The sequence below is a fragment of the Gluconobacter japonicus genome, assembly GCF_002723975.1.
GTDB lineage: Bacteria > Pseudomonadota > Alphaproteobacteria > Acetobacterales > Acetobacteraceae > Gluconobacter > Gluconobacter japonicus.
This window is the reverse complement of record NZ_BEWO01000001.1, coordinates 51,931-75,542: the sequence shown is the minus strand read 5'-3', so window position 1 is coordinate 75,542 and position 23,612 is coordinate 51,931. Positions and strand designations below refer to the sequence as shown.

At 56.6% G+C, this 23,612-nt stretch carries 24 protein-coding genes; 16 read left to right on the top strand and 8 right to left on the bottom strand.

Annotated features, from left to right (window positions below):
* Positions 1 to 25 precede the first annotated feature (25 nt).
* Both GJA01_RS00375 and GJA01_RS00370 read right to left on the bottom strand, forming a co-directional pair.
* Positions 26 to 1,042: a bifunctional GNAT family N-acetyltransferase/(deoxy)nucleoside triphosphate pyrophosphohydrolase gene (locus tag GJA01_RS00375; protein ID WP_062505455.1), complete on the bottom strand. Its 1,017-nt coding sequence runs from the start codon at positions 1,040 to 1,042 to the stop codon at positions 26 to 28.
* Positions 1,039 to 2,154 (bottom strand): aromatic ring-hydroxylating oxygenase subunit alpha, encoded by a 1,116-nt coding sequence (locus tag GJA01_RS00370; protein WP_062505457.1) that lies wholly within the window; start codon positions 2,152 to 2,154, stop codon positions 1,039 to 1,041. Before GJA01_RS00370 ends, GJA01_RS00375 begins: the two co-directional genes overlap by 4 nt.
* A gap of 126 nt (positions 2,155 to 2,280) precedes the next feature.
* Between GJA01_RS00370 and GJA01_RS00365 the strand changes: the two genes are divergently transcribed.
* Positions 2,281 to 4,827, top strand: a complete 2,547-nt coding sequence (locus GJA01_RS00365; protein ID WP_099282251.1) for a TonB-dependent receptor — start codon at positions 2,281 to 2,283, stop codon at positions 4,825 to 4,827.
* A gap of 70 nt (positions 4,828 to 4,897) precedes the next feature.
* On the opposite strand, the gene GJA01_RS00360 is transcribed toward GJA01_RS00365, so the two are convergent.
* Both GJA01_RS00360 and GJA01_RS00355 read right to left on the bottom strand, forming a co-directional pair.
* Positions 4,898 to 6,316 carry a Hint domain-containing protein gene (locus GJA01_RS00360; protein ID WP_253783252.1) on the bottom strand — a complete coding sequence of 473 codons (1,419 nt, stop codon included), beginning with the start codon at positions 6,314 to 6,316 and terminating at the stop codon, positions 4,898 to 4,900.
* Positions 6,317 to 6,466: 150 nt separating this feature from the next.
* Positions 6,467 to 7,333 carry an ATP-binding protein gene (locus GJA01_RS00355; RefSeq protein ID WP_062503608.1) on the bottom strand — a complete coding sequence of 289 codons (867 nt, stop codon included), beginning with the start codon at positions 7,331 to 7,333 and terminating at the stop codon, positions 6,467 to 6,469.
* Positions 7,334 to 7,437: 104 nt separating this feature from the next.
* Here GJA01_RS00355 and yajC point away from each other — a divergent pair, with 104 nt between their 5' ends.
* The gene (gene yajC, locus GJA01_RS00350; protein WP_062503609.1) at positions 7,438 to 7,782 is read left to right on the top strand and encodes a preprotein translocase subunit YajC; all 345 of its coding nucleotides are present in this window, start codon (positions 7,438 to 7,440) and stop codon (positions 7,780 to 7,782) included.
* A gap of 94 nt (positions 7,783 to 7,876) precedes the next feature.
* On the opposite strand, the gene GJA01_RS00345 is transcribed toward yajC, so the two are convergent.
* Both GJA01_RS00345 and GJA01_RS00340 read right to left on the bottom strand, forming a co-directional pair.
* A complete protein-coding gene (locus GJA01_RS00345; protein WP_023944982.1) occupies positions 7,877 to 8,485 on the bottom strand; it encodes a superoxide dismutase in 609 nt (202 codons plus the stop codon).
* A 72-nt stretch (positions 8,486 to 8,557) separates the two neighbouring features.
* Positions 8,558 to 9,430 (bottom strand): NAD(P)-dependent oxidoreductase, encoded by an 873-nt coding sequence (locus tag GJA01_RS00340; protein WP_061929180.1) that lies wholly within the window; start codon positions 9,428 to 9,430, stop codon positions 8,558 to 8,560.
* Positions 9,431 to 9,509: 79 nt separating this feature from the next.
* On the opposite strand from GJA01_RS00340, the gene msrP reads away from it, so the two are divergent.
* Positions 9,510 to 10,454 carry a protein-methionine-sulfoxide reductase catalytic subunit MsrP gene (gene msrP / locus GJA01_RS00335; RefSeq protein ID WP_062503610.1) on the top strand — a complete coding sequence of 315 codons (945 nt, stop codon included), beginning with the start codon at positions 9,510 to 9,512 and terminating at the stop codon, positions 10,452 to 10,454.
* Between the two features lie 7 nt (positions 10,455 to 10,461).
* On the top strand, positions 10,462 to 11,070 hold the full coding sequence (msrQ, locus tag GJA01_RS00330) for a protein-methionine-sulfoxide reductase heme-binding subunit MsrQ (RefSeq protein ID WP_062503612.1): 609 nt from the start codon (positions 10,462 to 10,464) through the stop codon (positions 11,068 to 11,070).
* Here the strand turns inward: msrQ and GJA01_RS00325 are convergent.
* Together GJA01_RS00325 and GJA01_RS00320 are read right to left on the bottom strand one after the other, a co-directional pair.
* Entirely contained in the window at positions 11,042 to 11,605 is a 564-nt protein-coding gene (locus GJA01_RS00325; RefSeq protein WP_062503614.1) for a uracil-DNA glycosylase family protein, read from the bottom strand. The genes msrQ and GJA01_RS00325 overlap by 29 nt on opposite strands.
* Positions 11,602 to 12,204, bottom strand: a complete 603-nt coding sequence (locus GJA01_RS00320; RefSeq protein ID WP_062503616.1) for a LabA-like NYN domain-containing protein — start codon at positions 12,202 to 12,204, stop codon at positions 11,602 to 11,604. Before GJA01_RS00320 ends, GJA01_RS00325 begins: the two co-directional genes overlap by 4 nt.
* Positions 12,205 to 12,413: 209 nt before the next feature.
* Here GJA01_RS00320 and rpoZ point away from each other — a divergent pair, with 209 nt between their 5' ends.
* The 12 genes from rpoZ to rseP all read left to right on the top strand — a co-directional run bounded on the left by rpoZ (position 12,414) and on the right by rseP (position 23,486).
* Positions 12,414 to 12,809: a DNA-directed RNA polymerase subunit omega gene (gene rpoZ, locus GJA01_RS00315; RefSeq protein ID WP_023944991.1), complete on the top strand. Its 396-nt coding sequence runs from the start codon at positions 12,414 to 12,416 to the stop codon at positions 12,807 to 12,809.
* A 35-nt stretch (positions 12,810 to 12,844) separates the two neighbouring features.
* Positions 12,845 to 15,142, top strand: a complete 2,298-nt coding sequence (locus GJA01_RS00310; RefSeq protein WP_062503618.1) for a RelA/SpoT family protein — start codon at positions 12,845 to 12,847, stop codon at positions 15,140 to 15,142.
* A gap of 4 nt (positions 15,143 to 15,146) precedes the next feature.
* A complete protein-coding gene (gene acpS / locus GJA01_RS00305) occupies positions 15,147 to 15,551 on the top strand; it encodes a holo-ACP synthase (protein ID WP_062503620.1) in 405 nt (134 codons plus the stop codon).
* 40 nt (positions 15,552 to 15,591) lie between these two features.
* On the top strand, positions 15,592 to 16,407 hold the full coding sequence (lepB, locus tag GJA01_RS00300; protein ID WP_023944996.1) for a signal peptidase I: 816 nt from the start codon (positions 15,592 to 15,594) through the stop codon (positions 16,405 to 16,407).
* On the top strand, positions 16,404 to 17,138 hold the full coding sequence (gene rnc / locus GJA01_RS00295; protein ID WP_010501246.1) for a ribonuclease III: 735 nt from the start codon (positions 16,404 to 16,406) through the stop codon (positions 17,136 to 17,138). The genes lepB and rnc overlap by 4 nt, the downstream gene beginning before the upstream one ends.
* Before the next feature lie 25 nt (positions 17,139 to 17,163).
* Positions 17,164 to 18,051 carry a GTPase Era gene (gene era / locus GJA01_RS00290; RefSeq protein ID WP_062503622.1) on the top strand — a complete coding sequence of 296 codons (888 nt, stop codon included), beginning with the start codon at positions 17,164 to 17,166 and terminating at the stop codon, positions 18,049 to 18,051.
* Positions 18,052 to 18,180: 129 nt separating this feature from the next.
* Complete coding sequence (gene pyrH / locus GJA01_RS00285) at positions 18,181 to 18,918, top strand: UMP kinase (RefSeq protein WP_010501250.1); 738 nt, start codon at positions 18,181 to 18,183, stop codon at positions 18,916 to 18,918.
* A gap of 71 nt (positions 18,919 to 18,989) precedes the next feature.
* A complete protein-coding gene (gene frr, locus GJA01_RS00280; protein ID WP_010501252.1) occupies positions 18,990 to 19,556 on the top strand; it encodes a ribosome recycling factor in 567 nt (188 codons plus the stop codon).
* 83 nt (positions 19,557 to 19,639) lie between these two features.
* On the top strand, positions 19,640 to 20,332 hold the full coding sequence (gene uppS / locus GJA01_RS00275) for a polyprenyl diphosphate synthase (protein WP_099282245.1): 693 nt from the start codon (positions 19,640 to 19,642) through the stop codon (positions 20,330 to 20,332).
* A complete protein-coding gene (locus tag GJA01_RS00270) occupies positions 20,329 to 21,177 on the top strand; it encodes a phosphatidate cytidylyltransferase (RefSeq protein WP_062503624.1) in 849 nt (282 codons plus the stop codon). Before uppS ends, GJA01_RS00270 begins: the two co-directional genes overlap by 4 nt.
* Positions 21,170 to 22,393, top strand: coding sequence for a 1-deoxy-D-xylulose-5-phosphate reductoisomerase (dxr, locus tag GJA01_RS00265; RefSeq protein WP_062503627.1), 1,224 nt, complete (start codon positions 21,170 to 21,172; stop codon positions 22,391 to 22,393). The genes GJA01_RS00270 and dxr overlap by 8 nt, the downstream gene beginning before the upstream one ends.
* A complete protein-coding gene (rseP, locus tag GJA01_RS00260; protein WP_061929200.1) occupies positions 22,386 to 23,486 on the top strand; it encodes an RIP metalloprotease RseP in 1,101 nt (366 codons plus the stop codon). Before dxr ends, rseP begins: the two co-directional genes overlap by 8 nt.
* Positions 23,487 to 23,612 lie beyond the last annotated feature (126 nt).

Here is a 23,612-nt window from a genome sequence, read left to right as displayed (position 1 = left end):
TTCGGGAAAGCAGCCCTTGGGTGGTTTAACCCAAAAGTTCCTGCAAAAGTGGAATGAGTGGCAGATCCGGGTCCGGCATGGGATATTTCGCCAGATCTGCGGCGTTGACCCATGCCAGTTCCTGCCCTTCCCGCGGTGCGGGAACACCCCGCCAGCGGCGCACAACGTAGAGTGGCATCAGAAGGTGGAACGGTCCGGCATTTTCGCTCACGAACGTGAAGGGTGCGAGACATGAGCCTGTCAGGTCCACGTCCAGTTCTTCCTTCATTTCCCGGATGAGGGCCTGTTCCGGTGTTTCCTCCCGTTCAACCTTCCCGCCTGGGAACTCCCAGAGACCAGCCAGTCGCTTTCCTTCCGGGCGACGGGCCAAGAGGATGCGTCCCTGTGCGTCCAGAAGGGCTGCGGCCACGACCAGAAGGGTTCGGGGTTTGGGTGATTGCACGGTATGAGGTATCGGGGCTTTTTCCTGAATAGGCTGCGGGGCAATGACGTCCTGAACGGCAGCATCCTGCTGTAGAAACCCTGAGCGGGTTAATTCATGCACAATGATGGGACATTCGGCCCCACGAGACACGAAGCGTCGGGTGGCGCGGCCTGTTTCCTGAAAACCCAGCTTGTGCAGGACAGCAGAGGAGCCGGGATTATCGACTGCAACATCCGCCGTCAGTTTTTCGATCTTGAGAACCTGCAAGGCCCATTCCACGACGCGCTTTGCAGCAGCCGTTGTCATGCCCTGGCCCCAGACCGCCGGAGACGCCCAGTATCCAAGAGAGGCGGAGCGTCTGTCGTCTGACAGGACAATGCCGACCGCTCCCAGAAGAGCTCCATTTCGCGTTACGGCGAAGTGGTGGGCCTCCCCGCGTGCACTGTCTTCCAGCGTGGAGGCGATCCATTTTTCGGCAAGATCGCGTGGGTAAGGGAAAGGGAGGCGGCTGAGCATGCGGACCACGCTCCAGTCGTTCACGAGGCGATGGACGGCTGGTGCGTCTTCCGGGCGGAGGGGACGTAAAAGAAAATCCCCCGCTTTCAGTTCGGGTGTCATGTCGGGCTTGTTGAATCCTGCTCCTCAGGGACGCCGCAACGGGCCAGCAGACGGCGCAGCGTGTTGATGACGGGGAAGACTTCCTGATTATGATCGCCGCCCAGCTCGTTCCAGGCGGCCTGTTCGAGCTCTACGATATCACGGTCTTCCTTAAAAATCCGTTCCGTGAAGGCGACAAGGAACGGCCATGCCAGATCCAGAACGACGCGCACTTTCGGTTTGCGGACTGACAGAAGGCCGAAAACGCGACAGGTTTTTTCGTCCGCATCCTGCGGGACATAGACGATCCACAGATCCATGACCGGCGGTTCGTCACCTGTGGCGATCCTCAGGGTCTGGTAGGGATATTCCGTCCGGATCGTCATGACGTCGCGATGGGCGTAGCGCTCGCTGGCGTCCCGGCGCTCGCCAAAGATCAGGGCTTCACCCCAGGGCTGCTTGCCGCTTGTCCGGGCGAAGCTGTATCGGGCTTCGACCAGTGTTGGCTCGTCTTTCCCGCCCAGAAAGCGGGGTTTCATCTGACCCATCTGCTTCATGTGCATGAACTGATGATTCATATCCATCAGGTTTTCATGCATGAAGCTGTAGTGGCAGGCGACTTTCTTGCCGAAACGACGCGTCTTGTAGGCCGGGTCACGAACGGAGCCGAGAGACGGGAAAGGGGTGGTATCGGCTTTTGCCGGATCGCCGGGGAAAATGAAGATCAGGCCGCCTTCTTCGCGGCACGGATAGGTGCGGACACCATTCGGAAGTTTGTTCTTGCCCAGATAGGGGACGTCAATGCAGCGGCCTGAGCGGCCATAAGCCCAGCCGTGGTAGCAGCACTGCACCGCTTCACCGCTGACACGGCCAAGGCTCAGGGGAACCTGCCGGTGAGCGCAGCGGTCTTCGAGTGCGAAGACGGTGCCATCCAGGGGGCGGACAAGGGCAATCGGCTGTCCGGCATAACGCGTGCCGATGGTCTTGCCGCGCTGGAGTTCATGGGACCAGGCGACAGGGTACCAGTAATCCGGGTTGGAGCGGATGCGGCGCAGGTCTGTATTGCGGGCTGGAGGCTCGTTTGGGGAGATGCTGCTGATAATGGCGTCGGCATCTACTGTACTCTGCGACATTGATATCCCGATCCTTCATGAAGCCGGGCCTTTGAAAGGCATAGTCTTGAAACGAGCCTAACAGGCAAAAGGTCCATACCGGAAGGGGGAAGGCCGTATCGCGGTAAATCGCGTCATTTGGGCAACATGAGGCTGGAAAAGCACAGGTCAGATGTCATTGAAACATCATCCACGGCCTCAAAGGCTTTGCCTAATAAAGATGCTTGGCTAGGACACCGCTTCCCTAATCTCGTGATCCCCCATATTTCTGGAGTATTGGCCTCAGTGCGCACCAAACCCCTGCTTCTGTCGTCTATTGCACTGTTGGCCCTTCACTCTCAGGTCCATGCTGCTGAGGCGACCAGGACGGTTGCTCCGAAGCACCGGCATGTGCCAGCCCGTCATAATGTGGCTCCTGTTGCCGTTGCGGTTGCGCCTGCTGCGCCCGTAGTGGCGGCAAAGCGCGTTCGTCGCACCAATGTGGAATCCCGTTCGACCGAGAGCGTGTCCGTGACGGCGCGTCAGTTGACGGGACGTGATGCGGAGCAGGCTGTTTCCAAGGCTGTCATGCGGCAGTTCGTGCCGGGAACCAGTCCGTATCGCATGCTGGACCGGATGCCGGGCGTCAGTTTTACGTCTACCGATCCGTTCGGAATTGATAGTTTTGGCGCGAATCTTTACGTCCGCGGGTTCTTCATGAACCAGATGGGTGTGACGGTTGATGGCGTTCCGCTGAACGACCAGACCTACCAGTCTGTGAGCGGCATGAGCCTTGCCTCTGCGATCATTCCGGATGACATCCAGTCTATGCGGATGTCTCAGGGTGCCGGGTCTGTGGAACTGCCTTCCACCAACACGCTTGGTGGGACAATCCAGATTGGATCGTCTGATCCCAACGACACGCGGGGCGGCAAGGTCAGCCAGTCTTTCGGCAGCTACAACTCCTATCGCACCTATGTTCGACTGGATTCCGGCAAGCTGAACAGCTCTGGCACGAAGTTCTACACGTCCTATGCCCGGACAGATGAAGGCATGTGGATGGGAAGTGGCGACCAGTTCATGCAGCAGGTTGATGCCAAGCTTGTGCAGCCGATCGGGCAGCGCAGCCGTATGTCTGCATTCTTTAACTGGTCCAGTCTGGCGCAGTGGAACTATCCTGACACGTCGATCGGGATTTTGAAGAATCTCGGCTGGCGGACGCCGCATCTCTATCCGAATTATGGTCTGGCGTACCGGATTGCCAATGGGGAAGCGGCGCTTCCGGCAGGCTATGGTGGCGTTCCGGGCATCAATGGTTCTGAAATTGCCATGTATGATGGTGGTCAGGCTGAAACCAATTACATGGGCGGTCTGCATTTCGATCTTGCCCTGACTGATCGTCTGACCTGGAACACCACGGTCTATGGTCACAGTCAGACCGGCTATTACAGCTACACGGACTCTGAAGATCCGTCTCCGAATGGGGCGCCTTTCTCCGAAGAAGTCTGGCAGAACCGTCAGGAACGCTACGGCCTTGATACGAGCCTGCGCTACAAGTGGGGGCGCCACACGATCGAAGGCGGTGTCTGGTATGAGAACAACACCCAGCAGGCTGGTCTGTTCAATTATCAGCAGCCGGTGCTGGGTGAGGGCGTTCCACTCAAGGCGGTCGGTCCGTACAATGTTTACGGACGGGCCTTCCTTCAGGGCTATAATTTCGATTGGACGACCAATGTCATGCAATTCCATCTGCAGGACAGCATCCGCCTGATGGAAGGCCTGACGTTGCACGCCGGGTTCAAATCCATGGTGGCAACGACAGCGGGTGGCGCGAACTATAATAACGCGGACTGGACCGGCTCTGATGAGCTACCGAATGGGTCGCTGACGGCTTCACAGGCCTTCCTGCCGCATCTCAATCTGGACTGGCACATCAACAACCACCATGAACTGTATGTGGATGTGGCGGAGAACATGCGCGCCTATGAGGTTTCGGCCTATGGCGTGGCGAACTCTGTTTATTCGGTTGAAGATCAGGCGACTTTCCAGGCGCAGAAGAAGTCTCTCGAGCCGTCCAAGGCGTGGGTCTATCTTGGCGGATATCGTTATACGTCCAAGTATCTTCAGGCGAATGCGACCGTCTATCATGCCAGCCTGATCCATCCGATCCTTGCGGCGGCTGTCGGGTCTTTGACGAACCCGGTGTCTCAGGTCATTGATTTCGGGCACATTTCCATGACGGGTGCCAATGGCGATATTACACTGACACCCGTTGAAGGGCTGAGCATTAGCAATAACGTCAGCTACAACAAGGGAACCTACGATCGGGACGTCGATACGGCGGGTGGTTTCTATGCATTGGCAGGCAAGAATATCGTCAATTACCCCGCCTGGATGTACAAGACTTCCGTTTCCTACACATGGAAGGGGGCGACGGCGCATTTCGATGCCAACTACTATAGCCGCCGCTACTACAGCTTCATGAATGACACATCTGTTGGTGGGTACTGGCTGGCGAATGCTGGCATGCAGTACCGTTTCGGCAAACTGAGTGTACTTAAGGATGTTACGGCGAGCTTCAACGTCTATAATCTGTTCAACACGAAATACATCGCCATGATGGGCCAGAATGATAATCCTGCGACGGGTGATTATCAGTCCATGGAGCGGGGTGCGGTTCGTGAGTTCTTCGGAACGGTCAGCGCGTCGTTCTGACGATCAGATAGAGTATTAAAAAAGCCGCCCGACAAATATCGGGCGGCTTTTTTTGTGAGTTCTGGGCCGATCAGGCGCGAAGTGCGGTCTGAGCCTCGTCTATGGACACGACATAAGGACCTGAGCCAGCAATTTCCATGCTCAGGATTACCATGCCATCCTCGGTGCGCTCTTCAAGAGAAAGCCACGCGCTACCTGCCGTCCAGCGGTAGCGGGACGCATCTGTAGGATACCAGCCTGCGAGCGGTGCCTTAGTCTGGTGGGATGTGATCTGTTGTGTGCCTTTGGCATTTGAGATCGTGACGTTTCCAACCGGTACACCAAGTGTGCGGCGATCATCCAGGAAGGGGCCAACCACGTCTGAAGGGCGGCTGGCACGAGACATGATCTGAATGGCCCGAACCCCTGCTGGAAGCAGGAACTCAACCTTGCCCATTTCAGTCTTTACCGGGCGGAGCGTGCACCCGTTGTCGCACAGAAGGTGCAGGTCTGAATCGGATGTCAGAACAGTCTGTGGGGCTTCTGTGTGAGGGGCAACGTGCTCAGCCCGGGCTTCGATCTCCCGGAAGATGGGCTCGACAATGGCGCGGTCTGTCGTGAGAGGAACCGCCGCATCTGCTTCCCAGCTTTTGGCTGGACTTGTCAGGCTGACCAGTGTGCCGCTCTGGCTGAACATGCCGCGGTTACCGGTGTTGAGGTATGTCTCTGTCTGTACACCGTCAGCCGTGATGATCGCGTGATCCTCGGTTTCGACATGGTAATAGTCATAAGAAGTAATCGAGCGGTCGTAGGAAATGGAACGACCGTTCACCAGCATGCGTGCCGGGATGAAATGCCCGTTCAGGAAGAGGCAGTGCTCGGCGGTTACCAGAAGGTCCTTAAACGGAACGCCTTCAGAAATTGCGTTTTTCAGGATCCGGACGGGATAGCCAGCTTCATCATCATGCTGCCACGGGAAAGTCTGCTTCCGGTTTGATCCGGCCCAGATGACTTTCCGGGTTGCTGCCGTACCGTTCGGGAGGGTGATGGAAAGAACATCTCCAATTTTCAGATCTTCAACTGCTACCAGGCCGTTGGGGGTCTGAATGAGAGTTCCGGCCAGGAAGCATGGATCGAAGCTTCCTGAAGAGGACATCGTGGAGTCCTGATTGAGAGTGTAGTTCTTTCCGTTGTTCGTTACATTCCACTGATTTTTTGACGTGTTGGAACTATAGCTGTAGCTGTAAGATGTTCCAATATTGTTCTTGGATGTTGTTATTATATAATAACCGCCATGCCCATTTCCTGCGATGATTTCGTTCAGGGACGTTGATCCCCAGGAGTAGTCGTAAGTATAAGAATAAGATGTCCCGTTAGCTGTAAACGACAGGGTCTTTCCGCTTACTGTGACTGTAACATCTGAAAAAACGTTAGAAACCTGACCGCTGCTGCTTAGGTCAGCAAGGGTCAGGGTATAGGTTCCGTTCTTTATGACCTGACGGGGTGCCATGTCAGTCATCCTTTGAAATGTTCGTATTATGCTAACCTATAAAATGGTGACAGGAATAAAGAAACAAATAATTGGCGGTGTTTCCAAAATAACCTTTTTATACCGCCAATCGGGTTCGATCTTCTGTGGTTGTCGGGCGTGAAATCTGGTTCAGAAATGGGTGCCGAGTTCTGCGCTAAGATCGTCGATGAACTGGGCTGCGACACGGCCGGAGCGGCTTCCTCGTGTGAGAGCCCACTGAAGGGCTTTCCTGCGCAGGTCTTCCGGGGAAATGGGAAGTTTCCGGGCAGTGGCGTAGGTCTGAACGATATCCAGATATTCGTCCTGGCTGGCACCATAGAGGCCGATCCAGAGGCCAAACCGGTCTGAAAGAGAGACTTTTTCCTCAATGGCTTCGGAGGGGTTGATGGCGCTCCCGGTTTCGTTCTCGATCATGTCGCGCGGCATGAGGTGGCGACGGTTCGATGTTGCATAGACAAGAACATTGTCCGGGCGGCCGCCGATGCCGCCATCCAGAACGGATTTGAGGGATTTGTAGTCAGCGTCCTGGCTTTCGAAGGAGAGGTCGTCGCAGAAAAGAATGCAACGGCGATCCGTCGTGCGCAGAACGGCCAGAAGTTTTGGCAGGGTGGAAAGTTCGTCACGCTGGATTTCGATGAGCGCAAGCGTGGGCTTTCCCTTGGCGCGCTGCTCGGCGTTTACCGTGGCAATCGAGGCTTTGACCAACGACGACTTGCCCATACCGCGTGCGCCCCAGAGCATCACGTTGTTGGCCGTGAAGCCCTCTGCGAAATGGCGCGTATTCGTCATGACCTGAGAGATCTGCCGTTCAATGCCCCGAAGCAGGGAGAGCGACACGCCGGAAACTTTCTCGACAGGAGCCAGCGTTCCCATCGCGGCCTGCCAGATGAAGGCATCATGATGGTGTAGAATATCGGCGCTTGGCGGCTTTGGGCTCATGCGCTCAAGGCTATCCGCAATACGTTCAAGGGCGCTGAGCAGGGCATGATCGGTCATGGAATTCGCTTTGTGTCAGGGATGAAGGAAGCGCCCGTCCTTGACGGGGAGGCTCCGGACGATATGGTCCCCGCACGTTTCACTCAAGACTGGACCAATATTCCATGAGCAGTCTGTTCATTTCTTCCGCACAGGCCGCCGATGGCGGCGGGCTTCTCGCGAACCCGACGGTGCTTCAGTTCGCCCCGATGATTTTCATCTTCGTGGTTTTCTATTTTCTGCTGATCCGTCCGCAGCAGCAGCGTCAGCGCAAGCTCCGTGAAGAGCAGGGCGGTTTGCGTCGTGGTGACAAGATCGTGACGGCTGGCGGTATCGTTGGTGTCGTGCAGGCAACCCGCGAAGGGAGCGATGAAGTTGATGTCGAAATTGCTCAGGGCGTTCGCGTGAAGATCGTTCGCAGCACGATCACGAACATCGTGTCTCGCGACAAGGCGGCAAACGACTCCTGATCGGGGCGTAGGGCACAAAGAAAAACGCCCCGCCGGGAGACCGGTCGGGGCGTTTTCTGTTTTCAGGCTGTCTGAAAAATTACTGCCTTAAAGCTCAGGCAGACTTCAGTTCAGCTTCTGCAAACTCATAGTTCGCCAGCTTGTCCAGATAGTTCGTGATGTAGTCCGGACGGCGGTTGCGGAAGTCGAGGTAGTAGGCGTGCTCCCAGACGTCGAGGCCGAGAAGGGCCTTGCCCTGGCCTTCGGCGAGCGGGTTGGAGCCGTTGGCCGTCTTCGTCACGGCAAGCTTGCCGGACTTGTCGAGAACGAGCCAGGCCCAGCCAGAGCCGAACTGCGTCGTAGCAGCCTGCTTGAATGCGGTCTTGAAAGCATCAACGGAACCGAAGTCTTCCGTGATCTTCTTTTCAAGTGCTGTCGGCAGCTTGCCACCTGTTGGGGACAGGTTCTTCCAGAACAGGATATGGTTCCAGTGCTGGCCGGCATTGTTGAAGACCGGAGCAATGTCAGGCTTGCCATGAGAGAATGCGATGATCTCTTCAAGAGACTTGCCAGCCAGTTCCGGCTTGCTTTCGACGAAGCCGTTCAGAGCTGTGACATAGGCCTGATGATGCTTGCCGTGGTGAAGTTCCAGGGTCTCCTGGCACATGCCAGCGCCTGCGAGCGCGTTGGCGGCGTAGGGTAGTGAAGGCAGTTCGAAGGCCATGATGTTACTCCTTGGCAAAAATGAAGGGGTCGGTTCTTCAGGAACGAAGACCGACCGCTGACACAACCGATCTCATTTATGAGGCGTGTTGGCAACGCTGTGTTCCATCGCGCCGAGTAGGGCTGAGTAATCCTCATCGGCGTGACGACGGTTCGAAAGAGCCAGAGCCTGATCTGCTATCGCCATGGCGGGCATGAACGCTCCGGCTTTCCGTCCTGCATCCATCAGTAGCCCCATGTCCTTGGACATCAGGCGTGTCGGGAACTGGGACGGGAAAGACTTGTCCTGCGCCATTTTCAGTTTGCGCTTGTGATGGGGGCTGATGACCGCAACCTGCTGAAGGGCATCAAACAGAACCTCTCGGTCCAGTCCAGCAGAAAGACCGAAGCTGACGCCTTCTGCCACAACGTTCAGGGTGGCGCCCATGATGCCATTGATAACGAGCTTGAGACGCGCTGCTGAACCTATTGGCCCGGCATGAATCGTCAGCTTTCCGATGACGTCGAGAATCGGTTTTGCGCGTTCAAGGGTTTCGGCGTCTCCGCCGGCCAGCATGACCAGCTCGCCTTTTTCAGCCTCTGGTGTGCTGCCGGACATTGGGGCTTCCAGCACGATGAAGCCGTGTTCAGCGCCCGTTTTGGCGAGTGCGAGGGCCTGTTCGGGCGAAACGGTGGATGTGTCCAGAACGAGCTTTCCAGCCGAGATCCCGGCCAACATTCCGTTTTCGCCGTTCAGGGACTGGTTTTCGGCAGCGTCGTTCGGGACGCAGAGGATAATGACATCCGCGGCTTCGGCAATGGCGCGCGGCGTAGGGAGCATTTCGGTCTCATCTTTGCCGCCTGAGGGAGCGAAGGCCACGACGGAGTATCCGGCGCGTCTCAGGTTGGCGCCCATGAGGCGCGCCATTGCGCCATAGCCAATAAAACCGATTTTCATATCGGACATGCAAACAGGCTCCTTACTATGCGTTGAACAAACTCACGCACTATGGCTGCCAGAGTTTCATCCAGATCGGAAATTGATCATGGCGATTTTCCGCTATCCGCGTCCGATGCCGTCGGACATCACACCGAAAGATGTTTATCTTTCACGTCGGGAATTACTCGGGACCGGGGCTCTGGGTCTGACGGCTGCACTGGCTGGTTCTGCGCGTGCAGAAGCTCTGAAAACGCATCCGGGTCCATATTCCGGCAGGTTAACCCCGACGCCTGAAGAATTCGTGACAGGCTATAATAACTTCTACGAATTCGGGATGGAGAAGGATGATCCGGTCTCCCATTCCAGCGATTTTCATCCGTTACCGTGGACGCTTGAAATCGGCGGTATGGTGAAAAAGCCGCAGCGTCTGGATGTTGGGGCGTTACTGAAGTCCTCTGACATTGAGGAGCGGATCTATCGGATGCGCTGCGTCGAGGCCTGGTCCATGGTTATTCCATGGGACGGAATACCGCTCGCCAAACTGCTTCAGGCTGCGGAGCCGGACAGCGCTGCAAAATATGTGGCGTTTGAAAGTGTCGTGCGTCCGTCTGAAATGCCGGGGCAGAGCAGTGCGTTTTCCGGGATCTCGTGGCCTTATGTGGAGGGGCTTCGGTTGGATGAAGCCATGAATCCGCTGACGCTTCTTGCGGTCGGGATTTATGGAGAAAGCCTGCCCAACCAGAATGGGGCGCCGATCCGGCTGGTTGTCCCGTGGAAATATGGGTTCAAGGGTATCAAGTCTATTCAGCGTATCCGGCTGACGGATAAGCAGCCCCCGACAACATGGAACCGCCTCGCGCCGGAGGAGTATGGGTTTTATGCCAATGTGAATCCGCAGGTGGATCATCCGCGATGGAGCCAGGCCAGTGAGCGTGTCATTGGCTCCAAAACGCTTTTTGGCACGAAGCGCCAGCCCACTTTGATGTTTAATGGATATGAGGAGCAGGTGGCAGACCTGTATCGGGGCATGAACCTGCATGACAATTTCTAGAAGCGGAATGTCTGGATTTGTCCGCCGACAGTGGGCTTTCATTCTCTATCCGCTTGGCCTGCTTCCGGCGGTATGGCTGGTTTGGCAGGGGCAGAACGGAGGGCTGGGGGCAGATCCGGTCAATGTCTTTGAGCGCTCACTTGGTCTGTGGGCCTTTCGTTTTCTACTGATCTGTCTGGCATTGGCTCCTCTTCAGCGGATGGTCCGCTTCAATCTTTTGCGGTTTCGTCGGCTGACAGGTTTGCTGGCTTTTTTCTACGCCGTCTTGCATCTGGCTGCTTATGTGGCGCTGGATCTTCAGTTCGATATCAGGATTTTCGGGCGGGACCTGATGCATCGGCCCTTCATTATTCTTGGGATGGCAGCACTGGCATTGCTGCTTCCTTTGGCACTGACGTCCAATCGCTGGTCAATGATGCGACTGAAGCGCGGCTGGAAGCGGTTGCACCGTCTTGTTTACGGTGCAGCCGTTTTGGCCGGCATTCATTTTTTCCTGTCGTTCAAGACACTGAACAGGACAAGCGCACTTTATCTGGGTTTGCTCGGTCTCCTGCTTGTCGCAAGAGGCCCTTTGGTTTGGAGCAGCGTCAGACGGAGGGTTGCAGGGCGGCCTTGATCTTCGGGATCAGTGACAGGAGGGTCTGTTTGCGTTGAGCAAAAAGATCGTTGCTGAGGGGATCTGACGGAAGGTGGCAGGCATCTGCCAGCAGGAGTCCGTCAGGGAGGCGCGTGATATCGCCGGGTCTGAAGTCCAGGCGGGTCAGGGGGATGCCGCAGGCTCCGAGGGCTGTGATGTGGGCGCTGACGCCCAGAACCAGAACCAGGCGGAGTTGCGTCATGGTCTGCAGTTCGCGGCAGAGTGCCGAGCTGCATGCTTTAAGTTCGTCTGGCTGGGGAATGCCATCTGTTGGCAGTGATGCTGTCACGCCGGTAATACGTGCCCGGATGAGGAGACTGTTCTCATCCGGGGTGAAGACGATGGCGTGTTGCTCCAGAAGTGGGGCAAGTGTCTGGGTGGCTTCTGTCGGATCAAGGCAGACGATCAGGAGTTCGGCAGACAGGGGGCCGAGGCCGTGCGGATCTGCCTCTGTTTCCGGTAGAATGGGCGTGCCTAGGTGTGCGGTTGATCCGGTAGAAGCCTGGGGAGTCATGTATCGCTGGTCTCGTCACTGTTGAGGTCTGCTGGATGACGAACGGGGGCCTGACGTGTCCGTTGCTCCGACTGGCGACGCGTAAAGGAAGGGGCAATATCGGCCAGTTCCACAAAGCGGTCAGCCTGTCTGCGCAGATCGTCCCCGATCATGGGGGGCGTTGACCGCATTGAGGAAATGACAGTTACGCGCACACCGCGATTTTGCGCAGCCTCGACAGCGCGACGCAGATCGGAATCACCGCTGATGATGACGGCATGATCCAGCCTTGATGACTGTTCGAGCAGATCGACGGTGAGTTCGACATCCATATTCCCTTTAATACGACGTCTTCCTGAATGATCCGTAAACTCGCGGGCATTTTTCAGAATGAGATGGAAGCCGTTATAGGCGAGCCAGTCGGTCAGGGGGCGAAGGGGGGAGTAGTCTTCCGTTTCAGGCATGGCTGCATAATAGAAGGCGCGCTGAAACTGGCACTGGCTTTCAAACAGGGAGCGAAGACTGCGAAAGTCGACTTCAAATCCGAGGTTGCGTGCAGCATGATGAAGGCTGGCGCCATCAATGAAGAGAGCGGTGCGTTCGTTCTGACGCAGAAGCATTATGATATTCCTGATTGTAAAATGATCTTCCTCACGGGGAGGTGCGATGGCCCTGCCATGAACAGGTCAAACGATCTGGGAGACACTTAAGTTTTCATTGTGATTATGGCAGAAAAGCGGGCACGCGTTGCATTGCCACGATCAGCGTGCTAATGCCAGTTTCTTCTTGTATCCATTTTTTGTAGTTTTACCCGAAGGGGGCCAGTCGTATGGCGCGTGTAACCGTCGAAGATTGCATCGAAAAGGTTCCAAACCGTTTCGAGCTGGTTCTGCTGGCTGCCCAGCGTGCTCGTGCTCTGTCTCGTGGCGAGGAAATGCTGCTTGACCGTGACAACGACAAGAACCCCGTTGTCGCGCTGCGTGAAATTGCTGAAGACAAGCTGAGCCTTACAGGTCTGCGCGATGGAATTATCCGCTCACTGGCTCGTGCGCCTGAGCCGGAGCCAGTAGACGAAGAGGTGATGGACATCATCCCGACCGACCAGAATATTTTTGGTCTGCAGGACGTGTCTTCTGAAGAAGAGCATGCTCACATGGCTGAACATATGTCTTCTGACGAAGCTGCTGCCATTGAAGCAGAGCTGGGTGGCCGGGGTCGCCGCTGATTTCTTTTCTATCCTGACAAAGAGGAGCGTGCATCATGCCTGACGCATCTCCTCCTGTTGAGCGGACCGCTGTCGCAACGGGAGATTTCAAACCTTCCATCAGTGGACTGCTCCGTCGGATCGAAAGTTACGATCCGACTGCTGATCTTTCCCGTGTTGAGGCTGCCTATGATCTGGCAGCCGATGCTCACAATGAGCAGCGCCGGGATAATGGTGACGCCTACATCACCCACCCCATAGCGGTTGCCAATATTCTCGCGGGTTTCCGGATGGACACGACGTCCATCATCGTTGGCCTGCTCCATGACACGGTTGAAGACACCGGTGTCTCCTGTGCGTCCCTGAAAAACCGCTTTGGCGAGGATGTTGCGTCTCTCGTTGATGGCGTGACCAAGCTCACGCGACTTGAGCTTCAGTCAGATCGGACGAAGCAGGCAGAAAACTTCCGCAAGCTCGTGCTGGCCATGTCGCGGGATATCCGCGTCCTGATCGTCAAGCTTGCTGATCGTCTGCACAACATGCGTACGTTGCATTATGTCCAGAGACTGGACCGGCGACAGCGTATTGCCCGTGAGACCATGGATATCTATGCGCCTCTGGCCGAGCGCATTGGTATGGACCGGGTTAAGACGGAGCTTCAGAATCTTTCCTTTGCCCAGCTTGAGCCGGAAGCTGACGCGACCATTCGGGCGCGACTGAACTTCCTTCGTGGGCAGGGTGCCGATATCATCGAGCATATCCGCAAAGAGCTGATTGGCCTGTGTGCGGAAGCGGGTCTCGACAAGGTGGAAGTCACCGGCCGCGAAAAATCACCTTTTTCCATCTGGGAAAAAATGCAGCGCCGGAATGTGGCGTTCGAGCAGTTTTCGGACATCATGGCGTTCCGTCTGCTCGTTCCGACCCGGGATGCCTGTTATATGGCGCTTGGGGCGATTCATGGTGCCTATCCAATGATCGCCGGCCGTTTCAAGGATTACATTTCTACGCCGAAGGCCAACGGTTATCAGAGCCTTCATACGGGAGTAACGCTGCGGCATCCCCGTAACCAGAAAATTGAAGTCCAGATTCGTACAGCGGAAATGCATGACCTTGCCGAAAACGGCGTGGCGTCGCATTGGGCTTACAAGGAAAATGCTACACCCAGTGAGCGTGAAGCCGCTGCGTTGTCGTCTGCTTTCGGGGCTGGTAGCCGCAAGTTGCGCTGGGTTCAGGATCTTCTGGAGATTCTGGAAGACAGTCAGGCCCCGGACGAATTTCTCGAAAATACCAAGCTTGAACTCTATCAGGATCAGGTTTTCTGCTTCACGCCGAAGGGCCAGCTGATTTCTCTGCCACGTGGAGCAACGCCCGTCGATTTTGCTTACGCGGTCCATAGCCAGGTTGGTGACACCTGTGTTGGGGCGAAGGTAAACGGGCGGCTGATGCCGCTGCGCCACGAGCTTCAGAACGGCGATCAGGTTGAGATCATGACGGCTCGTGGTGGCACGCCGTCTCCTTCCTGGGAGCGGTTTGTTGTCACGGGGAAGGCGCGCGCGCGCGTGCGGCGTTTTGTGGCCGCCCAGCAGCGTCAGGTTCATGTGGACAATGGACGTGCCGCTATCGCCAAGGCGTTCCGTCAGGAAGGTGTGGACGGTTCCGAAAAGGTGCTGGATGGCATCCTGAAGGAGCTGCGGCAGGCGTCTGTTGAAGATCTGTACGTTGCTGTTGGCAATGGTCAGATCGGGCCGAAAGACGTGGTCAACACGGCCTATCCTGATCTGAGGCAGACCAGTCGTGCGCCGCGGATGGTGCCTGGGCTGTCTCCGCGTTTTGGTCAGTCACTTCTGCTGGGGGCGGGGCATGGGTCGGCAAAACCGGCGCCAGTACAGTCCACCAATATCCTTACGGGGATCGGAACAGGAATTGCCACCAGTTTTGCCGGATGCTGCCGTCCGTTGCCGGGAGATCCGATTGTTGGGATCATTGCCCAGAGCAAAGGGGTGACCATCCATCGTCGTGGCTGTCAGAACCTTTCGAGTTTTGCGGATACGCCGGAACGCTTCATTGAGGTTGATTGGGATTATGAGGCTCTGAGTCGCCGTAAGGATGCAGTGCCTTATACCGCGCGGCTCTCCGTAATTGCTGCCAATGAGCCAGAGGTTCTCGCAACGCTGACCAATACGGCAGCCAAGCATAATGGCAGCGTCGTCAATTTGAAGATCGTCAACCGCCAGCTCGATTTCATGGAAATCCTGGTTGATCTTGAGGTGCGTGATCTGAGGCATCTCTCCTCGCTGATTGCGGCTTTCCGGACGGCGGTGGGAGTTATGCAGGTCGAGCGCGCGAAGGGGTGAAGGCGTGATTTTGGGCATGGGGACGGACCTGTGCATGATCTCCCGGATCGAACGGAGCATTGACAGGTTTGGCGCCCGTTTTCTGGCCCGTGTCTTTACGGAAGCTGAACGTGCTCATGCAGAGCGTTTGTCAGGTGCGGCGCGAATGGGAAGCTATGCCAAGCGTTGGGCAGCAAAGGAAGCCTGCGTCAAAGCTTTGGGAACGGGCGTGGCTGAAGGCGTGCAGCTTCAGGATATTGGCGTGCTGAATGATGACAAGGGAGCGCCAAGGCTTGTTTTGTCGGGTGGTGCCCGCTCTGCGCTGGAACGTTTGACGCCGGAAGGCTGTCGGGCAGATGTGCTTGTCAGCCTGACGGATGATCCTCCCTTTGCGCTGGCGCAGGTGCTCATTCAGTCTGTTAAGGTTTGAAGCGCTCGCCATTGCGGGCAAGCTGCGTTAAGAGCGTCTCATGACTCAGGAGAAAAGCCCCGTGAAGGGTTCAGAGAAGGCTGGCGCGAAGCCAGCAGCCCGTGAAGAATCTCTGGGAGAAAGCGTGCGCTGGCTCGCCCTGATGGTGCTGGCGGTTGTGGCTGTGCGTTCTCTGGTGTTCGAACCATTCAATATTCCGTCGGGTTCCATGATCCCGACCCTGCAGATCGGGGACTTTGTTTACGTCTCGAAGTTCAGCTACGGCTATTCACGCTTCTCATTCCCGTTTTCACCGAACCTGTTTGGTGGTCGGATTATGGGATCAGAGCCGCATCGCGGGGATGTGGCTGTTTTCCGCTACACGCAGAACACGTCTATTGATTACATCAAGCGGATTGTTGGTCTGCCTGGCGATCATATCCAGATGACGGGTGGCAAGCTCTTCCTGAATGGAATTGAGGTGCCTCGCACGTCTCTGGGGCATTATGAAGTTCTGGACGAGAACAACCGTCTGCTGAGCGGAGAGCGATATCGTGAGAGTTTGCCGGGGAGTGCGGGTCGCCCGGCTGTCGATCATGAGATCCTGAAGCTGACCGATGAAGGTTTTGCCAACGATACGCCTGAGTACGTTGTGCCGCAGGGATATTTCTTTGCGATGGGCGATGACCGGGATGATAGTGCTGACAGTCGTTTTCAGGGCGATGGGCCGGACGACCTTGGCTATGTTCCGATGCAGAACCTCGTCGGTCGTGCGCCTATGGTCCTGTTCTCGATCGATCTGAAGCATCCGGCATGGCAGTTCTGGTACTGGCCGGTCGAGATCCGTTGGAATCGCTTTCTGCATCCTGTCACATGAAGCTTTCGCAGGAAGAGGCCATGGAGGCCATGGAGCAGGCGCTTGGTCATCAGTTTGCAAACCGGGATCTGCTTCTGGAGGCTTTGACGCATCGGTCGGCTGTGAGTGGGCGTGATCCTCGCAGGGGAAAGCGTGCTCAAGGGCCTAAAGGAACGGGTTCGAACGAGCGGCTTGAATTTATCGGTGATCGTGTTCTAGGCCTTCTGATGGCGGAATGGCTTTTTGAGCAATACCCGATGGAGCAGGAAGGGGCGCTGGGTCCAAGGCATGCGCATCTGGTGTCGCGCCCTGTTCTGGCTGAGATTGCTGACGATATCAGACTGTCCTCGGCGTTGAGAATTTCCCCTCATGAAGAGGCAGCGGGCATTCGGCGCTTGTCCAGTATTCGCGCGGACGCCATGGAAGCTCTTCTTGGAGCGCTCTATCTGGATGCCGGGCTGGAGCCTGCACGGCAGGTTGTTCGCAAGCAGTGGGGAAGCCGGATTGACAATCAGGCCCGTCCTCACAAGGAGCCGAAGACCCTGTTGCAGGAATATCTTCTGTCGCAAGGGTTGCCGCTCCCGAAATATGAGCTTCTTGCTGCTGAAGGACCGTCTCATGCGCCGGTCTTTCGCGTTGCTGTTCAGGCTCGCGGTCTGACGGGGCGTGGTGAGGCAGGAAGCAAGCGCGTGGCGGAAAGTGCCGCCGCAATTGATCTTCTGAAACTTCTTGGCCAAGACGTAGCGTCGTGAGGCGCATGTGGAAAAGGATAGGAACATGACCACACGCTGCGGTTTCGTTGCCCTTGTTGGGGCGCCGAATGCTGGAAAATCCACCCTGCTGAACCGGATTGCCGGGGCGAAACTCTCCATTGTCAGCCCCAAGGCGCAGACAACGCGCTTTCGGACGCTGGGAATTGTGGTTCATCAGGATGCGCAGATTATCCTCGTTGATCTGCCGGGCATCTTCAAGCCGCGCCGTCGTCTGGATCGGGCTATGGTAAACGCCGCCTGGACGGGGTCGCAGGATGCTGATCTCACGCTTCTGCTGATCGATGCGAAAGCGGGTCTGCGCGAAGACGTCCGGGAGATCATCGCCAAGCTGGCCGAGGGCAATAAGAAGATCTGGCTTGTTCTGAACAAGACGGATCTGGTCAGCGCAGAGGAGCTTCTGCCTCTCACGCAGGAAGTCAGCAGTCTGCTGACTGTTGAGCATGTGTTCATGCTAAGCGCGCGTTCCGGCGATGGTGTTGAAGATCTGATGAACCATCTGGCGCGTGAGTTGCCCGAAGGACCTTATCTTTACCCGGAAGACGATCTGACGGATCTGCCTGACCGTCTGTTAGCCGCAGAACTGGTGCGGGAACAGATTTTCATGCAGACGCATGAGGAAATTCCCTATCAGGCAACGGTGGAGACTGAGAGCTTCAAAGAGCGGCCCGATGGTTCGGTTCGTATTGAAGTGACGATCTATGTGTCCCGTCCGGGCCATAAGGCCATTCTGATCGGAGAAGGCGGTCACAAGATCAAGTCGATCGGCGCGCGCGCGCGTCAGGAGCTCCAGGGTCTTCTGGAGCGGACCTGTCATCTTTTCCTGAACGTGAAAGAGCGTGCAGGGTGGGATGAAGAAAAGGCCCGCCTGAGAGCGATCGGTCTGGAAGAGTAAAAACAGGTCTGTGTGTTTGAGGGCGTGAGGCGTCTTGTGACGTCTCTCTTCTGACATCGCTTGTTCCCAGCCGTATGCGTCTGTATGAACAGGCGCAAAGTCACCACAATCCAGCAAGAGACGGGCACGATGACCGATAAACGAGAAGAAAGCCCCTCCTACAAGCGCGTCCTGCTCAAGGTGTCCGGTGAGGCACTGATGGGCAAGGGCTCCGGTGGAGTGGACCCGGAAATGGTGGATATGGTTGCTGCCGACATTGCTGCTGTTGTGGCATCCGGCGTGCAGGTGTGTCTGGTTGTCGGTGGTGGTAACATTTTCCGCGGCCTGTCCGCAGCAGCGCGCGGTATGGACCGTGCGCAGGGTGATTATGCCGGTATGCTGGCGACAGTCATCAATGCACTGATGCTTCAGAATGGTCTTGAGCGTCAGGGTCTTGAAACGCGCGTCATGACGGCGATTCAGATGGCGGCGATTGCCGAGCCTTACATCCGTCGCCGTGCGGTCCGTCACATGGAAAAGGGGCGGGTCGTCATTTTCGCTGCGGGAACGGGCAATCCGTTCTTCACGACCGATACGGCTGCTGCTCTCCGCGCCAACGAAATGGAATGTGACGCGCTGTTCAAGGGAACGCAGGTGGACGGAATTTATTCCGATGATCCGCGTCGCAATCCGGATGCCGTGCGTTATGATCAGCTGACCTACATGGACGTGCTGGCCCGGCAGTTGAATGTCATGGATGCGGCGGCCATCAGCCTTGCCCGTGAAAATAAATTGCCGATTGTGGTCTTTAACATGCATGCTCCGGGCGCATTTGCCACCGTTGTGCGTGGTGAAGGCCGCTTTACGCGGGTCATTGAGGCTGGCTGAAAGCCTCATTTTCAACGAACATTTCAGGATAGTCTCCTGAACCTTACGTCGATTTTGCAAAGGAACAGCTTATGCCTGCTGACCTGAAAGACCTGATGGATGACCTCACGCGCCGTATGGACGGTGCGATCGAGAGTCTGCGTCGTGACCTCTCCGGCCTGCGTTCGGGGCGTGCGAGCCCGAACCTGCTGGAGCCGGTGCGTGTTGAGGCATATGGCTCGGAAGTCCCGCTGTCTCAGGTTGGCTCCATCGCCGTCCCTGAAGCACGGATGCTGACGGTTTCCGTCTGGGATCGCACGGTTGTGGGTGCCGTTGAGCGCGCGATCCGTGATAGCGGTCTTGGCCTTAATCCGTCTGCGGATGGACAGACCATTCGCGTACCCATTCCTGTGCTGACGGAAGAGCGCCGTAATGAACTGGCTCGCGCCGCGAACCGCTATGCGGAAAACGGCAAAATTGCCATTCGCGGCGTGCGCCGTGATGGGATGGAGCAGGCGAAGGCGCTCGAAAAGAAGGGTGAAATCAGCCAGGACGATCTGAAGACCTGGTCTGATTCCATTCAGAAGCTGACGGATCAGTACGTCAAGAAAGTTGATGACACGCTCGCGGATAAAGAGCGCGAGATCAAGCAGGTCTGACCTTTCTCTTGACGATCGGATCCGTACCTAAACCCAGTGTGGCCGCTCCTTTGTCTTCTCATGGAGAGAGGAGAGCCGTTCCCGTGCATGTCGCCATGATCATGGATGGTAATGGCCGGTGGGCGCGTTCGCGCAGTCTTCCCGTCGTGGCCGGGCACCGGAAAGGGGCGGAGTCCGTGCAGGACTGCGTCAAATCCGCGATCCGTCAAGGTGTGCGTTATCTGACGCTGTACGCATTTTCTTCAGAGAACTGGCGTCGGTCTGCGGAAGAGGTTGGTGATCTGACATCTCTTCTGCGTTTTTACCTGCGTCACAAGCTCAACGAGCTTCACGAACAGGGCGTGCGTCTCAGGGTCATTGGTGAGCCTGAGCGTTTTGAAGGAGCCTTGCGGGAAGAACTGCGGCGGGCTGAAGCCAAAACCATCAATAACAAAACACTGACGCTCACTTTGGCGCTTTCCTATGGCGGTCGCGCGGATATTGCACAGGCTGCCAGACGTCTTGCCGAGCAGGTCGCAAACGGAGAGTTGGCCTCTTCCGATATTACGGAAGAGCGATTGGCTGGTGCTCTCCAGACGTCAGATATGCCAGATCCTGATCTGGTGATCCGGACGAGCGGGGAATGTCGGCTGTCCAATTTTCTGCTTTGGCAGAGCGCTTACGCCGAACTGGTTTTCATGGATGTGCTATGGCCGGATTTTGGTGAAGCTGAGTTTGTTCAGGCTCTGTCTTATTTTGCTGGCCGTCAGCGGCGTTTTGGTGGTCGACCGGTATGAGTGGTTCCTCACGCTGGTCTGATCTGAAGCTGCGCCTTTCTTCTGCCGTTGTTCTGGTTGCCGTCGCCGGGGCCTGCCTCTGGCAGGGCGGCATGATTTACAATGCGCTCATTTTGCTCGCGATGTTCGGGTTGGTGTGGGAAGGGGAAACCCTGATCCGTCAGCCATTGCCGACATGGCGAGGAATACTTCTTCTGTGCTGGCCGCTTGTTTCAGGTGTTGCTGCCCTGCGAGGAGAATGGAGTGGTGCGTTCTGGATGGTCTGGCCAAGCCTTGTGTTTGGTGTGCCTGCCTGCATCCCGGTCATTGTGTCTATTCTGGGGGGGCTTTCGTTGCTTTGGCTGCGGCACCTTCCAGCCGGTTTCGAGAGCGTTCTGTTCGTGCTGTGCGTTGTGATCGCCAGTGATAGTTTCGCATATCTGTCGGGTCGTATTTTTGGTGGCCCCAAGCTGGCCCCTTCCATCTCACCGGGAAAAACACGTTCAGGGGCAATCGGGGGGCTCGTGGGAGCTTCTCTGGCGGGCGGCGCTGTGGCTTGGCTGTCTGGTCTGGGATTTGTTGGTGGCGGTCTGGTTTGGGGCGCTGTTCTGGGTGTTTTCTCCCAAAGCGGCGATTTGATCGAAAGTGCGGCCAAGCGTCGTCTTGGCGTTAAGGATTCCGGGGTACTCATTCCAGGTCATGGCGGTTTGCTGGACCGGTTTGACGGCCTTCTCGCTGCGGCTCCGTTAGCCGCTCTCTTGTCTCTGGCAGCCTTTGGACAGGTGTTCTGGTCTGTCACTCCTGCGGATCTGGTTGGCGGGTCTGCACATCATACCATTCCTCAGGGGAGTTCTTCTCATGACTGACGGTTCTGTGGCCAAGCCTCGCCGGATCAGTGTTCTTGGCAGTACGGGCAGTATCGGCACGTCAACGGTTGATCTGCTGAAGCGCATGGCTGGAGATATCGAGGTTCGTGCGCTGGTTGGTGGTCGCAATGTTGCGCTTCTGGCGGAGCAGGCCCGCGAACTGCGCGCTGAGATTGCCGTCATTCATGATGAAGGTCTGCATGAGGAGTTGAAGTCCCGGCTTGCTGGAAGCGGCATCCGGACGGCTGCTGGCCGTCAGGCGGTTATTGAAGCAGGCGCCATGGAAGCGGACTGGACCATGGCCGCGATTACCGGTGCCGCCGGACTTGAGCCCACCCTTGCTGCTGCCCGCAACGGTCATGCGATTGCACTGGCGAACAAGGAGGCACTTGTCTGCGCTGGGGATGTCATGCTTCGCGCTGTCGGTGAGGCTGGAGCGACGCTGCTGCCAGTCGATTCCGAACATAATGCGATTGCTCAGGCGCTCGGTGGATGTGACATGAGCACCGTCGAGAAAATCGTTCTGACGGCTTCTGGTGGCCCGTTCCGTCAGTCTTCCCTTGAAGACATGCGTGCTGCGCCCCCGGAGAAGGCGCTGAAGCACCCGACCTGGACAATGGGTGCCAAGATCACGATTGATTCTGCGTCAATGGCGAACAAGGGCCTTGAAGTCATTGAGGCTGCCCGCCTGTTTGGCCTGACGGAAGACCGGATTGATGTGCTGGTGCACCCGCAGTCTGTGGTGCATGGGCTGGTACAGTTCCGGGATGGCAGTCTGGTGGCCCAGATGGGCTCCGCCGATATGCGTATTCCCATCGCGCACACTCTTGCGTGGCCGCAGCGTATGGAAACGCCGTGTCAGAGGTTGGATCTGGCCGCGTTCGGACGTCTTGATTTCGAAGCCCCGGATGAAGTTCGGTTTGTTCCACTCCGGCTGGCACGTCAGGTTCTGCGGGCAGGAGGGGCGGCTCCGGCTGTTTTCTCAGCGGCGAATGAAATTGCCGTTGATGCTTTTTTGAACCGTCGGATCGGATTTCTTGGTATTGGTGAGACGATCGACAGCGCCCTTCAAGCCATGACCGAAAACCCTGAGTTGACGACGCTGGACGAAGTTCTGGAATGGGACGCTCGCGGGCGTGCGCTTGCCGAGGAGCATATCCTTCGGGAGAGCGGTCGTCTGCGGAATACAGTGAGCGAGAACGCCCTGCATGCATGATCTTCTGCGCACCATTATTGCCTATGTTCTGATCCTGGGCATTCTGGTTTTCATTCACGAGTTGGGACACTACCTCGCTGCACGGTGGCGGGGTGTGAAGGTCGAGACGTTTTCTATCGGTTTCGGGCCAGCTCTGCGGCGTTGGTATGACAAGTCTGGAACGGAATGGCGTTTGAGCGCTATTCCGCTTGGAGGGTACGTCAAGCCGCATGGGTTTGAAGGTCCGGACGACGCGACAGACGAGCAGAAAGCAGCCTGGATTCCGGGGCGGACATTCCATGATAAACCTGTGGGCTCACGGGCTCTGGTGATTGTCATGGGGCCGGTTTTTAATTTTCTGTTTGCGATCGTTGCCTTCACGCTTTTGTTCGCAACGGTTGGAAAGCCTGAACTTCGGAATGATATTTCTCAGGTTGTTGCGGGTAGTGCTGCGGAAAAGGCCGGTGTGAAAACGGGTGATGTGATCACGCGTATCGGCTCGCTTTCCATTGCTGGTCCGGAAGATGTGATGGGGACTGTCGCGTCTCATCCAAACGATACGACAACTCTCGGAATTCGTCGTAATGGGACAGATCTGACGTTGCCGGTCACGATCGGTGCCGTGAAAGGTGGCTCCCATGCCACTGGCGTGCTGGGCGTGGGTTTTGCTGCTTCTCCTGGGCATCCTGTTTCACCGGTTAAGGCGGCTGTGATGGGCGTGCAGGAAACATGGACGATGTCTGTACGCACGTTGCAGGGTGTGTGGCAGATCCTTTCCGGGCAGCGCAGTCCGAAAGAACTTGGTGGAACGATTCGAATCGCACAGATGTCTGGTCAGGTTGCCAGCTACGGCATGGCGAGCATCGTGTCGTTTATGGCGCTCCTGTCTATCAATCTGGGCCTTATCAACCTGTTTCCAATCCCTGTTCTGGATGGTGGAAGACTGATCTTTTACGCGGTTGAGGCTATCAAGGGACGGCCTGTTTCACGACGGGTACAAGAGGTCAGTATGCAGGTCGGAATGGCACTTATCGGCGCACTTTTCCTCTTTTCCACGGTGAATGACCTGACAAATATCGGGTTGTTCCACTGGATGTTTCACACGGGAAGCTAGGTTGGGATACGACCCGTAACTCTTCGTGAGTGAAGGGAGATCTTGCATGGTGGGGGGATTTTCGGATACCTCCGCCAATGGCGTATCGTCTCACGCGCATGCGAAAAATCTGTTTACAAGGAAAAC